We start from the raw sequence: 14,821 nt of genomic DNA, 5'->3' as shown, positions 1-14,821 counted from the left end.
GGTCCTGGACCAGAAGGTGCCCAGGTGACAGCATCACTCATGGAGAGTGGTGATCCGATCACCCTCCGCGTCGCTGACCTGTGATCACTTGCTCGGCGTTTCTTGACCGATTCTTGCCCCAAGCGATACTTTCAGGCGGGCCAGGGATTGCTTGCATCTCAGTTGGTGCAATCGTGAACGGCTTTATGGGGGTCGGGGGAAGTCGTGGTTGACCACGCTTACGAAATGCTGGAACTGCTGAACAGAGAGGCGCCTGCGGCTGCCTTCGACGAGGTGGTCCGCAAAGCACGTGAATCCGGTCTGTCCGGGGACGCACTCGCCCAGCTCAGCAGGGCCAGGGACCAGAGCCTCGGCATCCGCGCCCTCTTCGTGCGGCGCCAGCAGCGCGAAGCCGGCCTCGCCGCGCTCGTCGACACCGCGCGGGACCTGACCCTCCCGTACGACCTCGACGAACTCCTCAAGGTGATCACCCGGCGCGCCCGCCTGCTGCTGGGGCTCGACATGGCCTGGGTGAGCTTCGACGACCGCGAGGCGCAGGTGTCCCGGGTGCGTTCGGCGGACGGCCACGCCTCCGCGCTGACCATCGGCTTCGCCATCCCGCTGACCGGCGGCGGCGTCGGCAAGCGCGCCTCGGACGGTTCGGCCCCGTTCTGGTCGGCCGACTACATGAACGACAAGACCTTCCAGCACAGCCCGGTGATCGACGAGGTGGTGCAGGCCGAGGGGCTGCACGCCGTGATGGCCGTGCCGCTGCGGCACGCCGGAACCGCCCTGGGCGCGCTCTACGTCGCCGACCGGCACATCCGGCACTTCACCCCCGACGAGGTGTCGCTGATGAGTTCGCTCGGCGACCTTGCAACCGTTGCGATCGAAAAGGCCCGGCTGCTGGAGCAGACCCGGTACGAGGTGGAGGAACTGGAGCAGGACACCTCACGCGCCCTGGACTCCTCCACCACCGCCCGCCAGCTCCGCGAGACGCACGGCCGTCTGCTCGACCTGGTGCTCCAGGGCGCCGGCCTCGGCAACCTGGCCGCCGAGGCGGTCAAGGGCCTCGACGGCACCCTGCTGGTACGGGACGCCGCCGGCCGCGACCTCGCCTGCCCGGGCGGGGAGCCCCCGCAGCTCAACGAGGCGGAGATCCGCACGGTGCTGCTCGACGCGCACACCGACCGGCAGCCGCGCAGCACGAGCGACGGCGCCTGGGTCGCCTCGGTCGCGGCGGGCGACGACATGCTGGGCACGCTCATCCTGGTCTGCGAAGAGCCCGTCACCGACCGCCAGATCCAACTCCTCGCGCTCACCGCCCAGGTGACCGCCGTGGTCCTGCTCATGGAGCAGGGCATGGCCGCAGCCGAAGGTCACATGCGCGACGAATTCTTCCACGACCTGCTCCGGGGCACCTCGCTGTCCCCCGTACAGATCGCCGAGCAGAGCCGCCGGCTCGCGCTCAACCTCGACGAACCCCACGTCATCGTGATCGCCCGCCCCGAGGGCGGGGTCCAGGGCCGCGTGCTCGCCTGGGCGGCCTCGTACGCCAACCGCCACCACGGCCTCAAGAGCGTGGACGGCGACGTGGTGGTGCTCCTCCTGCCGGGCACCGAGGCGGGCGCCATCGCCCGTACGGCGTCCAAGGAGCTCTCCGAGGTACTCGGCAAGCCGGTGACGGCCGGCTCCGCCGGTCCCGTCGACGACCCGGTCGGCATCGTCCGCATGTACCAGGAGGCCCGCCGCTGCCTCGACGCGGTGGCGGCGCTCACCGGCACCGGCAGCACCGCTTCCCCCGAGGAGCTCGGCTTCCTCGGCGTGCTGCTCTCCGAGAAGCCGGACATCGCCGGGTTCATCAACGACACCATCGGCCCCGTGCTGGACTACGACGACCAGCAGTACACGGAGCTGATCCGCACGATGGAGGCGTACTTCGCCTCGGCCAACAGCCCCTCACGGGCCGCCGAGTCGCTGCACGTCCACCCCAACACGGTCTCCCGCCGCCTGGAGCGGATCACGGAGATCCTCGGCGAGGACTGGCAGAAGCCCACCCAGGCCCTCCAGGTCCAGCTCGCACTCCAGCTCCAGCGCACCCGCCGGGCCCTCAACCAGGGCCGCCGCGGCGCGCCCCGCCAGACCATCGGCTGATCCCCCGGAGGCCGGCCGCCCCCGCCGGGCACGTGCGCGGTCAGGCACTCTCCTGCGCGCGCTGCGTCAGCATCCGTACGGCGTGCGCGGCGGAGGCCAGGGTGGTGTGGCGGTGCCAGCCCCCGAAGGACCGGCCGCCGAAGTCGGTGAGCCCCACCTTCCGGGAGATGCTGGCGAAGTCGGCCTCGACGTTCTGGGACCGCTTCGCCAGCCGCAGCAGCGCTCCCGGGGGCGCCTGCGTCATATCGCTGATCCAGCACTGCTCGGGCCAGCCGCGCGGGTCGTTCCACTCGCCGAACAGCAGCAGCGGACGGGGGGACTGCGGCAGTTCCACCCGTACGCCGACCACCAGCGTGGTGCGCGGACGCAGGGTCACCGGATCCATCCAGGTCACCGGGCGGCGCAGCGTACGGGCCATCAACAGCAGCTGGTGCGCGGCCAGTTCGCGGTTCCCGCTCGACGGCAGCACCGGATCGGCGCACTTGACCCGCAGCGAGCCGCGGGCGGCGGCCACGAAGTGCGTCCCGGAGGGCCCCAGCCGCCGGGCCACCGCGCCCGGGTCGACGTCGGGCAGGTCCAGCACCACGGGCCGGTGGACGTGCCCCACCCAGTCCCGCAGTTCCTCGACCGCTCCGGCGGCGCATTCGAGCGGGGTGGTCGCCAGCTCCGATTCGTGGACGTTGGGGGAGAGCGGGCCCAGGCTGTCCCGCCACTTCTGGGTGAGCGCGAGGCGCCAGTTCACCGGGCAGCTCTGCTCCTCGCCGACCGACCACACCCCGAAGGCGACCTGGCTGTTGACCATCTGCCCCCGCTCCGGCACGAACCGGCGGGCCACCCCGACGGACTCGGTACCGGCCTTGGAGATGACCACCGGCTGGACGACCCAGGCCCGGGGGCGCAGCGCCCGCTCCAGGTACCGGGCGAGGGCGGCCCGTACGGGGCCCCAGTCCCAGGTGGAGGACACCACGAAGTGGTGCAGGCTCTGCTCGGCCGCCCGGTCACCGACGTGCGCCGCGATGTTCCGTATGGACTTGCGGCCCTCGGCCTTGAGCAGACCGCGCAGGTAGACCTCCCCCTTGCGGCGCTGATCGCTGCGCGGCAGCGAGGCGAACAGCTCGGCGCAGAGCTCGTCCACGATCAGGTCCGGCACGAACCGGCTGCTCAGGGTCTCCAAGCGTTCGAGACTCGGTGCGCTCATGATGGATCCATCCCTTCCCCCGGCGTTCTCTCCAGCCCCTCAACCCTGCGTTCGGGGACGGCGGGAGAACCAGGTGGAGCCGTCACACAGATCGGCCCGCCCGTGCACGGCGGGCCATCAGCCCCCGCCGGCGTCCGGGGAGCGGTTGATCATTTGACGAAGTGCGCAACAGGGCCTTGGCCTGGACGGAGACCGGTCGCAGACTCGTCGAGGGCCGCCGGAGCCCGGCCGGACCATCCGCCCCACCCGTACCAGCCCGGCCGCACCCCCGCCGGGTGGTGCTCCCCCCACCACCGCCGTGGCCGCCGATGGTGACCCGCCCACCACCGACGGGCTGACCAGGGGCCCCGGTTAGGGTTCCCCCATGGGGACGTGGAAGGCGCCGAGCGCCATCGAGCGAGAGCTGTACGAAGCCAAGACCCGCAGCGACTGGCCCGCCTACTTCGACACCCTCGCCCGCTCCTGGCTCTTCACCCCGCAGTCCCGTGCGTACCAGGACGCGCACCCCGGTTTCGTGCGGCTCCAGCCCCTCTACTTCCCTCAGATCCGCGGCAACGCCTACGTCGTCCACACCGCCGGCATGCTGCCCGCGCCCGTTCCCGACCCGGTCTTCGAGAAGGTGGGCCTCGACTGGGTTGCCGAGCGGTTCGGAACCGGCAACCCCGCCTACCTGGCGGTCAACCCGGGTACTCCCTGCGAGGCCTTCCTGCCGGCCTCGCCCGCCGACCGGGCCGTGTGGATGTACCACTGGGACCGCAGCACCGACCACGGACTGCCGCAGAACACGGTGCACGCCCTCCATGTCGGCGGACCGCTGCACGGGCCGGTCGCCTTCGGACTCGCCTGCGGCGCCCACCTGGCCGTACGCAACGGGGATTTCTGGAACGCCCTCGCCTACCACGGCGCGGGATACACGGCCCAGCGCGAGAGGCTGCGCGACTCCTGGGGCGTCACCACCCGCGAGGAGTGGCTGCGCAGCACCGAGCGGCTGCTGGCGGCGGACATGGTCAGCGCGGTGTGGGAGTTCACGCTCCGGATCCGCGCCGCCCTGGCCAAGGAGTTCGCGGGGCCGGTGGACATCGAACACTGGCGCCACACCACCGAGGCCACCCTGCGGGCCAGTGCCGAACGCGCCGCGGAGCCCCGGATCACCCCCGAGGGCGTCACCGTCGCCCGGCCCCGCTCCACCGCGGAGATCGAAGGGGAGATCGCCGGGGTACAGCGGGTCATCGGCCGCATCGCCCGCTACGAGCAGCGCTTCCGCGCCGACGGGATTCTCGGCGAGGACAGGTTCGTCCGGTCCGTGGAGGCCTGGGACTACGGACGGGCCTCCCAGATGGCCCGCTGGGGCCTCGGCGCGCGCTTCGGCACCGTCGAGGAGGCCGAGGACGCCGTGATACGGGCCGGCCGGGTCTGCCGGATCGCGTACCGGTCCTGGGAGGACCTCTCGGCGGGTTTCATCCTGGGCCGCTGCCTCCAGTTCGACGAGGAGGAGTACGGGCACTGGTACACGGACATGGCGGCCACCCACCAGGCACTGATGTCCGACCCGGGCAGTCCCTGGCTCAACCTGCCCTGGAACTGAACGACTTCCCGTAGTCCGCCCGACGGCACGGGAACCGGGCCGGGCGCTCGGTCCACCTCAACTAGCCTGCTGTGCATGACCATTGCTCTGAACGACACGGTACGCAGGCTGCTCGACGCCCCGCACCCGGCGGTCCTCTCCACGCTCAACCCCGACGGCAGCCCCCAGAGTTCGGTGGTGTGGGTGTCCCGGGACGGCGGCGAGCTGCTGGTCTCCACGGAACAGGGGCGTCGCAAGGAGCGCAACATCGTCCGGGACGGCCGGGTCGGACTGACCGTCTTCGACACCGCCAATCCCTACGTGTACGTGGAGATCCGCGGCACCGCCACCGTCACCGAGGACACGGACCGCGCGGTCGCCGTCCGCATCGCCGAGGAGTACCTGGGTCCGGGCGGCGGCAAGGAGTACGCCGAGGCCCCGGCCGAGAACCTCAGGGTCGTCGTCCGCATCACCCCGACCAAGGTCCTCGGCAACGCCGCGAAGGCGGGCTGACGGCTCCGGGGGCGAGGCGGCCTACGGCAGTGCGGGACCGACCTCCAGCCAGGCGTCGACGTCCGCCCGCAGGGGGTCGTCGGCCGCCAGGTGGGGGCGGGCCAGCGTCAGCCAGGGCAGCAGGCCCTTGATCTGCCGCAGCCGCCTGGCCCCTCCCCGCGGGAGCGCCCGCCAGTCCCGGGCCTGCTCCCGCGCCTGCTCCGGGGTCAGACCCAGCAGGGCCGGCAGGGCCAGCAGCTCGCGGCACAGCTCGGCCGGGTCACCGCCGCGGCCGGGCCCGAACCGCCCGATCAGGTAGCCCCGTACGGAAACCAGGCCGGCCGCGCGGGCCGGAGCGTCCGGATGCTCCATCCGGCCGATCGCGGCCAGGGCCACCCTCCCCCAGCGCAGCCGGACCGCTTCGGGCAGGTCCTCGTCGTGCATGCCGTTCACGGCGAGGGCCCGCAGCGGCTCCGGATGCGGCTCCTCGCACAGCGGCGGATCACCGGCCAGCCAGGTCTCCAGGTCCGCCAGGGTGTGCCCGGCGGGCGGTACGCAGGTGAGCACCTGCCCCTCCGCCAGCAGGGCGACCATGGGGCCGGTGAGGTGGGCCCGCGCCGCGTGCGGGGGGTCGACCAGGTCGCGGGGGCCGCCCCACGCCTCGATGCGGGTCAGACGCAGGCGCAGTCCGCCCGCGGCGTAGACCTGCCCGGGGCGGGCGACGCCGCCGATCACGCGGACGATGCACACCCCGCCCGAGACGTCCGCCTCTTCGACCTCGTACACCTGCAGCTCGGCGATGGCCATCGCGCCCCCCTACGCGTCGGGCGCCGTGAGGCGCTCCAGCAGGGGCACCGCCCAGTCCGGGAGAGCCGCCGCCTGCGGCCGGCGCGGGCGGGGGTCGGCCGTGATGCCGATGCCGCCGGCCGGGTCCCCGTAGACGTGGCGTCCCGACCAGTCCAGCCAGCGCCGGAGGAAGAGGTTCGCGCTCCACGCCAGGGCGAGGGCGCCGCGCTGCGCCGGGGTCTCGTACCAGTAGCTGGTGAGCACCACGGCGCGCGAGACCGCCTCGTCCGTGTCCGCCGGGCGGGAGTCGGCGGTGAGGCCGGCCGCCAGGACCGAGGCCGCGAAGCGGTTGTCGGCCAGCAGACCGCCGCTGTCCCGGACGACCGCGTCCAGGAGATCAGCCGGGAGGTCCAGGGCAGCCCGCTCCAGCTCCGCCAGCAGGGCGGGCAGGGCCGGATCGGCGGCCGTCTCCGGGCCGGGCACCACGCGCAGGGCGGCCGGCAGCCGGTCGTCCGCCGTCCGGGCGGCCAGGAGGTGCAGGCAGGCCAGTGCGCGCAGGGTCTGCCACCGGCAGAGAGTGTCCAGCAGCGCGATCCGCGACGCACGGAAGGCGAGCCGCACCGGCCAGTCGGCGGCCCGGACCGCCTCCCCGAGCGCCCGCAGCTCCGCGGGCACGGGGGCGGGGAAGACCAGGCTCTGACCGGGGTCGTAACCCGGCTTCGTACGGTAGCCCGGCCACACCGTTCCAGGGTCCTCGCTACTCATTCAACTCTTCCGGTTTCGGGGTTCGCCACTTCGCCGCATCCTTGCCGTCCCTCGGGGTGATGTAGTTGGAGAGGTCCGACTCGTCGATGTGGTAGGCGTGGATCATATGGTCCTGGCGGATGATCGCCACCGGCCTCGACGGGTCGAGGCTGCGGTCGATGATGATCCGTGCCCCCGACTCCGAGTCCACGTAGTTGGCGGGCCCCTGCAGATGGCTCCTCAGATACCGGTCCAGTTTGGCCTCGTCGCCGCCGATGCCCTCCAGGTAGTGGTTCGACTTGCCGCTCTCCGCCTCGTTGAGCTGGTGGTCCACCCCCTGCGCCGCCCGGGTGCTGTCCGAGTACGGCGCCAGCCCGAAGGGGTCGCACCACCGGTGCGGGTTGGCGACGTACGCCGACGGGTTGGGCGAGGGTTCGAGCCCCATCGGGTCCGGGCTCAGATAGCGCGCGGTCTCGGGGTCGTAGGTGCGGAAGTAGTTGTAGTGCAGCCCCGATTCGGGGTCGAAGTACTGGCCGGGGAACCGCAGCGGGGTGTAGGCGGTGGCGTCCCGGTTCCAGGCGGTCGCCCCCCACAGGGTGGACCGGCTGCGCCAGGCCAGTGCGCCCCGCTCGTCGACGAGCTCGGTGGGCGCGCCGACCAGGTCGGTGACGACGGCGTAGAAGCGTTCGTCCACCACCTCCTGGTCGGCCGTCAGGATCCGTTCGGTCTGTGCGAGGGGGTGCAGGCCCTGGAGGTCCCAGGTGACGGCGATCTCGTGGTCGGCGTCCGCCGCGGTGGTGGTCTGCTCGCACAGGACGTTCCCGTCCCAGGTGAAGACCGTCCGCTCGGCCACCTCCGCTCCGTCGGCCGTCATCCGCTCCTTGGCGGTGCGCCGGCCCAGCGCGTCGTACGTGTACCGCCAGCGGGTGCCGTCCGGGGTGGTGACGGCCGTGATGCGGTCCTCGGCGTCCCACTCGTACCGCCAGGTGTCGGGCTTGCGCGAGAGCCGGGCCTTGCGGCGCAGCACGACCCGTCCGAGGGCGTCGTGCTCGTGGCGGACCCGGCCCGCGGTGAGCAGCCGGGTGCCCTCGTAGACCCGGGGCCCGGTGGCCTCCTGGCCGCCGGGGTGGGAGGGCGGCCAGGACGCCGAGGTCTGGTTGCCCGCCTCGTCGTAGGCGTACCGCTCGGTCCAGTCCCCGGCGTGCACCGCCGTCACCCGGCCGCGCTGGTCGAGGTCGAAGGTGCGGGGTCCGGCCAGCAGGTCGTCGATGCCGGTCAGCGCCCCGTCGGCCCGGTACGTGTATCCGCGGCGCTGCAGGACGCGCCGGTCGTGGCCGGTCAGCTGCCGGCCGGTCAGCCGGCCGGCCCCGTCCCACCGGCTGTCGAGGCTGACCTCGTCCCCGTAGGCACGGGTGAGCTCGCGGCCCGCCGCGTCCCGGGTGAAGGCGATCCGGCGGCCGGACGTGGTCAGGGCGTCCCCGCGGCCCGCCGCGTCGTACGACCACGCGGCGGTGGCCCCCGAGGGGGTGGTCCGCCGGGTGCGGCGGCCCGCGTCGTCGTAGGCGTACGTGAGGGTGCGGCCGTCCACCGTCTCCTGGAGCAGCCGGCCCGCGCGGTCCCGCAGCCGCGTCAGCGCGCAGTCCCCGCGCACCGCGGAGGCCAGCTGGTCGAAGACGTCGTACTCGTACGTGGTCACCGCGCCCGCGGCGTCCTTGCGCAGGACCTGGCCCAGGGCGTTGCGCTCGTACGCGGTCCGCTGCCCGAGGGCGTCGGTGCGGGCGGCCAGCCGCCCCGCCGGGTCGTATTCGTAGCTCAGGACGCGGCCGTCGAAGTCCTTCTCCTCGATCGGCCGGCCGGCCGGGTCGTAGACGTACTCCCAGGTCAGGCCCTGCGGGTTGCGCACCGCGGTCAACTGCAGTGCGGCGTCGTACGTGTACTCGTGCCGGGAGCCGTCCGCGTCGGTGCGCGCGGCGACGAGGTCGAAGTGGGTGTACTCGAAGCGCACCACCGCGCCGTCCGCGTCCTCGACGGTCAGGCAGTTGCCCTCGCCGTCGTAGGTCCAGGAGCGCCGGCCGCCGTCGGGCGTGCTCCGGTGCAGCGGCTTGCCCTCGACCGACCACTGCGTGCGGGTCACCGCGCCGAGCGGGTCGGTGACGGCCGTGGGGCGCCCGAAGCCGTCGCGCTCGTACGTCGTGACGGCGCCGAGCCGGTCGGTGACGGCGAGCGGCAGCCCGGCCGGGTCCGTGGCGATCCGGGTCACCGCGCCCAGCGGGTCGGTGACCGTGGTGAGGTGGCCGCGCTCGTCGTAGGTGAAGCGGGTGACGGTGCGGTCGGGCCGGGTGACGGAGGTGCGGTTGCCGCGCTCGTCGAAGGTCTGCCGCACGACCGTGCCGTCCGGTGCGACCACCTTCACCGGGCGGCCGAGCTCGTTGTACTCCGCTCTCGCCTCGCGGCCGTCGGGCCGGACGACCGACACCAGCCGGCCCGCCTCGTCGTAGCTGCTGCGGGTGGTGTGGCCGAGCGGGTCGGTGCGCGCGATCCGCCGGCCCCGGCCGTCGTACTGGTAGCGGGTGACCGCGCCGAGCGGGTCGGTCTCGGCGACGACCCGGTACCGGTCGTCGATCAGGTAGCGGTGGGTGTGGCCCGCCGCGGTGGTCATCCGGGTCACCCGGTGGCCGGTCTGCGGGTCCACCTCGTCGTAGCCGAAGGTGAGGGCGATGTGGCCGGCCTCGCCGGCCTCGGCGATGCAGCGGTCGAGGCCGTCGTAGGCGTACTCGTACCGGCGGTCGTTGGTGTCGGTCCAGGAGGTGATGCGGGCGCGGTCGTCGTAGGTGAAGCGCAGCGGCAGGCCGGAGGAGTTGACGACCTCGGTGAGGTTCCCGTCGGTGTAGCCGTACGCGAGGATGCGCGGGCCGCCCGCCAGGTGCAGGGCGGTGATGCGCCCGCCGGCCGTGTCGAAGCGCAGGCGGTGGCCGCCGGAGTGGGCGATGCCCAGCGGGGTGCCCTGCGCGTCGTACTCGAACTCGATCCGGTTGCCGTTGCGGTCGGCGAGCTGGACGATCGGCGCGATGCCGTCCGCCGCGCCGTCGGCCGGAGGGCCGAACCTGCGGACGTGGCCGGTCTCCGGGTCGGTCAGGGTCCAGTCGCCGTCGGGGGCGCGCTCCAGCGGCCACTGCGGCCCCGTCGCGGCGGTCGGGAGGACGGGCACGCCCGGCGCCGGATGCGGGTAGCCGACGACGAGGCCGTCCTCCGTGACCAGGACGATCCCCTCGGCGTCGACCTCCAGGTGCTGGTCGGCGGTGGACGCCCAGGAGGGACCGAACCAGCGGCCCGCCGTGTAGCCGGACTCCGCGCGGCGCGTGAAGGCCAGCGGGAGGACTCCGGGCAGGACCACGTCCGTCTGCGGCAGGTACATCCGCCCGGTGGCGAGGTCGACGGGGTCCGTCCCCTCGCTGGGCTTGTCCGGGTCCGGCCGCTCGCCGTGGTGCGGGCCGTGCTCGTCCAGCCTGTTGCGCCCCGGGCCCTTGACGTCGTCCAGGTCGTCCAGGTGCCTGGCGGCCGAGCCCACCTTCTTCAGGGAGCCCATGCCCTTGGACCCGATCAGCTCCGGCAGCATCTTGCCGATGCCCTCGGAGGGGTCCTTCATGAACTCGTCGAGCATCTGCTTGCCCGCGCCCCACGGGTCGTTGGCCATCGTGACCAGGCCGGCGGCCGTGGAGTTGAGGTTCGTCAGGTACTCGGCGGGGTGGGTCAGGTTGTACGGGTCGGTGGGGTTCAGCGCGCGGACGAAGTTGACCAGGCCGGCCGTGCCCTTGACGACACCGCCCGCCAGGTGCGTCTTGGCCAGTTCCAGGTAGTCCATGCCGTCCTGGAGCTGCTCCGCGTACGAGGGCTTGGGCGGGGCCTTGTCGCGGGCCGCGCGGACCGCCGCGGCGGCGGTCTCGGCCACCTCGTTGCGCTCGGTGCGGGCGTGGTCGAGCTTCTCCTGGGCGGCCTTGGCCATGGCGGTCCCGGGATCGTGGAACTCTCCGGGCTTCGGCGGCAGCGTGTCCTTCTTCGCCTCGACCGCGTCCTTGTAGGTCTCGACCGCCTTGTTGTGGGCGTCGCGGGCGTCCTGGGAGGCCTTCTTCGCCTTGTTGTAGTCCTCCAGGGCCTCCTTCGCCTTGCCCTGCGCCCACTCCACCGTGTCGGCGAACCGGTTCATCGCGTCGGCGGCCTTGCCGAAGGCCTCCGCCGCCTTGAACCAGCGCGGCGGCTCCTTCGCGGCCGCCTCGCGGAACGCGTCCGCGGACTTGCCCTTCAGCCCGTCCGGCTCCGCCAGGGACTTCAGTCCGTTGCCGACCAGCGTGAACGACACCTCGAAGTCGCTCAGGTGCGACACCTGCGCGCGGATCTTGGAGACGCTGCCGTAGACCAGCTTCTTCGGATCCTCGGTCTGGCCGAGCTCCAGCTCGGAGACATCGGCGCCGAGCTGGTTCGCGGCCGAGCGGCTCTTGTCGCGGATCCAGTCGCCCGCATCGTCCAGCCCGACCTCGTCGGCGAGGTCGGCGACCTTGTCACCGCCCCACTCGACGAAGTCGCCGACCTTCTCGGCGCCGTCCTCGACGACGTCCTCGACGACGTCCGGCACGAAATCCCGCCACCCCATCAGCGGCTCCCCCCGTCAGCCTGGTCCAGCAGGTCCTTCAACGAGCCGATCCGGCCCGTGGACGTCACCGTGTCCTTCGTGTCCGACCAGGTCTTCTCGATGTCCTCGCCGCTCTTGCGGAAGGACTCCGCGCTGTAATCCGGCTTGTAGACGTCGGCCCGGAAGATGTCCCCCCAGCTCTTCTGCTCGATCTCGTCCTCACTGGCGTGCGGATTGCCGTACGCGGCGTTCGCGGCGACCTTGAACGCACCCTGGACGTACTGGTCCTCCTCCCACATCGTGCCCGCGGCGATGCCCAGGTTGGCGGCGAGCGTGCTCGCGTTCTGCACGAGCGAGCGCACGCCCCACTCCCAGCGCTCGCAGAAGTCCTCGAAGTCCTTGGCCAGACCCATGTGACCGGCCTCCATGCCGGTCATCGCCAGGTCGCCGAAGCCCTCGCCCTGGGACGCTCCCGCCGCGTCCGACGACTCGCGCAGCTCCGAAATGGCCGCCCGCAGGCCCTTCTTGATGGCCGCGACCGCCTGGGGGGAGACCTCCAGGTCCCCGTCGCCGGCCATCAGGCGCCATCCGCACGGTCGACCGCGTACGCGTCGGGGACGATGCCGACGACCGGCGGGAACAGCATCGAACCGTCCTCGTCGGCCACGTTGACGGCGACGCCCGCCGGGCCGTCCGCCATCGGGACGACCGCGTCGACGAGGCGGGCACCGAGGACGGACAGGTACTCCCACTCCCGGTGGGCGGCCCCGCGCGCCTCGGCGAACCGGGCGAGCGCCTCCTCGTCCGTGAACGCGTACAGCCAGCGGATACCGCCCTCGACGGCGGACATCAGGCCGCCCCCGGGACCGTCGGCCAGCGGAGCGAGCAGCACGGCCCGCCGGAACTCCCCGACCAGACGGCCCGGGTTGCCCCTTCCGGCCCGGTATGCAGCGATTTCTTCGGCAAGTTGCATGGTCTGCATCCCCCTTTCGGGCGCTCCCGCCCCGAAGGGAAAACGGTACTCAGGCCCCCGGCGGTTCCTCCAGAACGAGCCGGATCCCGGTGACCTCGTAGCCGGCGCGGTCGAAGGCCGCGGCCATCGGGGTGTTGACGGTGTCCGTGGTCGCCGTGATCCGCTGCGCGCCCTGCGCCGCGTGGAAGCGGGTGATCTCGGCCAGGATCTCGTCGATCAGGCCCCGGCCGCGCTGCTCCGGTACGACGCCCAGGTAGCCGACATTGCGGTGGTAGGGCGTCGCGGACGGTACGGCCAGGCCCGCGAGGGTGCCGTCCCGGAGCTCCGCGAGCCGCCACCAGGAGCGTTCGCCGGGGCAGTCCCGGTAGAACGCGAAGTCCTCGCGGGCCAGCTGCTCGGCGTCCCTCGTGCGGAGCTCGTTCTGCGTGGCCAGGTCCAGGCTGCCGTGCGACACGCGGACGAAGGCGTCGAGGAACTCCTCGTCGGTGCCCTCCCGGAAGACCAGCCGCCCGGTGGGGCCGGCCGTCCCGGCGCTCGTGGTCCACTCGTAGCGCAGCCGCTCGATCTCCCGGGTCAGGCCCGTCCGGTACGCCGCTTCCCGGCGCCAGTCCACGGCGGCGACCAGCTCGGGGCCGGTCCGCCGGCCCCCGGGCAGGGAGATGTTGTACAGCGGCCGGTTGCCGAAGGCCGCGTGTCCGGCGGCCAGCAGTCCGGCGGCGACGGCGGCCGGGTCGGGGACGTGGGCCCGCACCTGGAGGCAGTCGAGCGCGACGGGCCGTTCGCTGTCGGCCCGCCCCCACCACAACGCCCTGGCCAGGACCTCGCCCTGCGCGTCCTCGGCGAACCAGATCCATTCGGGCCGGAACCGGTGCGCGCAGAGCTCCTCCCGGATCCGGCCGGCGGAGAGGGCCGCGACGGGGCCGTCGGCCGGGTAGGCGGCGGCGCGGTCGAGGTCGGCGAGGTCTGCGGTGGCGGCACGGAATCTCATCCGGACATGATCATCACCGGCCGTGGGCCCCGGCCGGCTCTTTTTGGTACGCCGACGGCCGGCCTCCCCACCAGGGGGAGACCGGCCGTCGGGCTGCCGTCAGGACCAGGTGATCAGGCGGCGGGGGTGCTCCAGGACCGCCGCGATGTCGGCCAGGAAGCGGGAGCCGAGCTCGCCGTCGATGAGACGGTGGTCGAAGGACAGGGCCAGGGTGGTGACCTGGCGCGGCTTCACCTTGCCCTTGTGGACCCACGGCTGGAGCTTGATCGCGCCGACCGCGAGGATCGCGGACTCGCCGGGGTTCAGGATGGGCGTACCGGTGTCGACGCCGAAGACGCCGACGTTGGTGATGGTGAGGGTGCCGTTCTGCATGTCGGCCGGGGAGGTCTTGCCGTCGCGGGCCGTGGCGACCAGCTCGGACAGGGCCTCGGAGAGCTCCGGCAGCGTCTTGGCGTGGGCGTCCTTGATGTTCGGGACGATCAGGCCGCGCGGGGTGGCCGCCGCGATGCCCAGGTTGACGTAGTGCTTGAGCACGATCTCCTGGGCCGCCTCGTCCCAGGACGCGTTGACCTCCGGGTTGCGGCGGACGGCGACCAGCACCGCCTTGGCGATGAGCAGCAGCGGGTTGATCCGCAGCCCCGCCAGGTCCGGGTCGGCCTTGAGCTCCTGCACCAGCTTCATGGTGCGCGTCACGTCGAGGGTGATGAACTCGGTGACGTGCGGCGCGGTGAAGGCGGAGCCGACCATGGCCTGCGCGGTGACCTTGCGCACGCCCTTGACCGGGATACGGGTCTCCCGCGCACCCGGGACCACGGCGGCCGGGGCCGGAACCGCCGCCTGGGCGGGCTGGGTGGCCTGCGGGGCCTGGGCGGCCGGAGCCGCCGCGGGGGCTGCCTGCGGGGCGAGCGCGGCCGCCGCGGCGGCGTGCACGTCCTCGCGGGTCACGACCCCGCCGTCCCCGGTGGGGACCACGGAGGCCAGGTCGATGCCGAGGTCCTTGGCGAGCTTGCGCACCGGCGGCTTCGCCAGCGGCCGCTCGGCTCCGGCCACCGCGTGCCCGTTGCCGTTCAGCCCGGCGGCCGGGGCCGCCTGGGGCTGGGCGGGGACCGCGGGGGCCACCGGCGCCGGGGCGGCGGTGCCGTTCTGGGCGGGGGCGCCCGGCACGGCCTTGCGCGGGCGGCGCTTGGTGGAGGCCTGCGAGACCCCGTAGCCCACCAGCACGGGCTGGCGGCCCTCGGCGGCCGGCTCGGCGGCCTCGGCCGCCGCCGGTGCCGGGGCGGCAGCCGCAGCAGATCGGAATAGCACACTTCTGAACA

The 14,821-nt window shown here is 73.0% G+C and carries 11 protein-coding genes; 3 read left to right on the top strand and 8 right to left on the bottom strand.

Annotated elements, in window-relative coordinates; all coding sequences use genetic code 11:
* Positions 1-225: 225 nt before the first annotated feature.
* The gene (locus ABZ128_RS27230) at positions 226-2,133 is read left to right on the top strand and encodes a helix-turn-helix domain-containing protein (RefSeq protein ID WP_356851507.1); all 1,908 of its coding nucleotides are present in this window, start codon (positions 226-228) and stop codon (positions 2,131-2,133) included.
* 40 nt (positions 2,134-2,173) lie between these two features.
* Here ABZ128_RS27230 and ABZ128_RS27225 read toward each other — a convergent pair whose 3' ends face one another.
* Positions 2,174-3,331, bottom strand: coding sequence for a transposase (locus ABZ128_RS27225; protein WP_356851506.1), 1,158 nt, complete (start codon positions 3,329-3,331; stop codon positions 2,174-2,176).
* A 364-nt stretch (positions 3,332-3,695) separates the two neighbouring features.
* Between ABZ128_RS27225 and ABZ128_RS27220 the strand changes: the two genes are divergently transcribed.
* On the top strand, positions 3,696-4,916 hold the full coding sequence (locus ABZ128_RS27220) for a DUF1266 domain-containing protein (RefSeq protein ID WP_356851505.1): 1,221 nt from the start codon (positions 3,696-3,698) through the stop codon (positions 4,914-4,916).
* Positions 4,917-4,991: 75 nt separating this feature from the next.
* Positions 4,992-5,408, top strand: coding sequence for a PPOX class F420-dependent oxidoreductase (locus ABZ128_RS27215; RefSeq protein WP_356851503.1), 417 nt, complete (start codon positions 4,992-4,994; stop codon positions 5,406-5,408).
* A 21-nt stretch (positions 5,409-5,429) separates the two neighbouring features.
* On the opposite strand, the gene ABZ128_RS27210 is transcribed toward ABZ128_RS27215, so the two are convergent.
* The 7 genes from ABZ128_RS27210 to ABZ128_RS27180 all read right to left on the bottom strand — a co-directional run.
* Positions 5,430-6,194 (bottom strand): hypothetical protein, encoded by a 765-nt coding sequence (locus ABZ128_RS27210; RefSeq protein WP_356851502.1) that lies wholly within the window; start codon positions 6,192-6,194, stop codon positions 5,430-5,432.
* 9 nt (positions 6,195-6,203) lie between these two features.
* Complete coding sequence (locus tag ABZ128_RS27205) at positions 6,204-6,938, bottom strand: hypothetical protein (RefSeq protein ID WP_356851500.1); 735 nt, start codon at positions 6,936-6,938, stop codon at positions 6,204-6,206.
* Positions 6,931-11,565 carry a putative T7SS-secreted protein gene (locus ABZ128_RS27200; protein WP_356851498.1) on the bottom strand — a complete coding sequence of 1,545 codons (4,635 nt, stop codon included), beginning with the start codon at positions 11,563-11,565 and terminating at the stop codon, positions 6,931-6,933. Before ABZ128_RS27200 ends, ABZ128_RS27205 begins: the two co-directional genes overlap by 8 nt.
* Positions 11,565-12,122: a hypothetical protein gene (locus ABZ128_RS27195; protein WP_356851496.1), complete on the bottom strand. Its 558-nt coding sequence runs from the start codon at positions 12,120-12,122 to the stop codon at positions 11,565-11,567. The genes ABZ128_RS27200 and ABZ128_RS27195 overlap by 1 nt, the downstream gene beginning before the upstream one ends.
* Positions 12,122-12,517, bottom strand: a complete 396-nt coding sequence (locus ABZ128_RS27190) for an SseB family protein (protein WP_356851494.1) — start codon at positions 12,515-12,517, stop codon at positions 12,122-12,124. The genes ABZ128_RS27195 and ABZ128_RS27190 overlap by 1 nt, the downstream gene beginning before the upstream one ends.
* Before the next feature lie 49 nt (positions 12,518-12,566).
* On the bottom strand, positions 12,567-13,505 hold the full coding sequence (locus ABZ128_RS27185; protein ID WP_356851492.1) for a GNAT family protein: 939 nt from the start codon (positions 13,503-13,505) through the stop codon (positions 12,567-12,569).
* Between the two features lie 99 nt (positions 13,506-13,604).
* A partial coding sequence (locus ABZ128_RS27180) for a dihydrolipoamide acetyltransferase family protein (RefSeq protein ID WP_356851490.1) occupies positions 13,605-14,821 on the bottom strand: 1,217 nt, incomplete at its 5' end.

Source organism: Streptomyces sp. NPDC006326, assembly GCF_040612915.1.
Classification (GTDB): Bacteria; Actinomycetota; Actinomycetes; order Streptomycetales; family Streptomycetaceae; genus Streptomyces.
The sequence above is the reverse complement of the archived record's forward strand: the minus strand, read 5'-3'. Positions and strand labels throughout refer to the sequence as shown.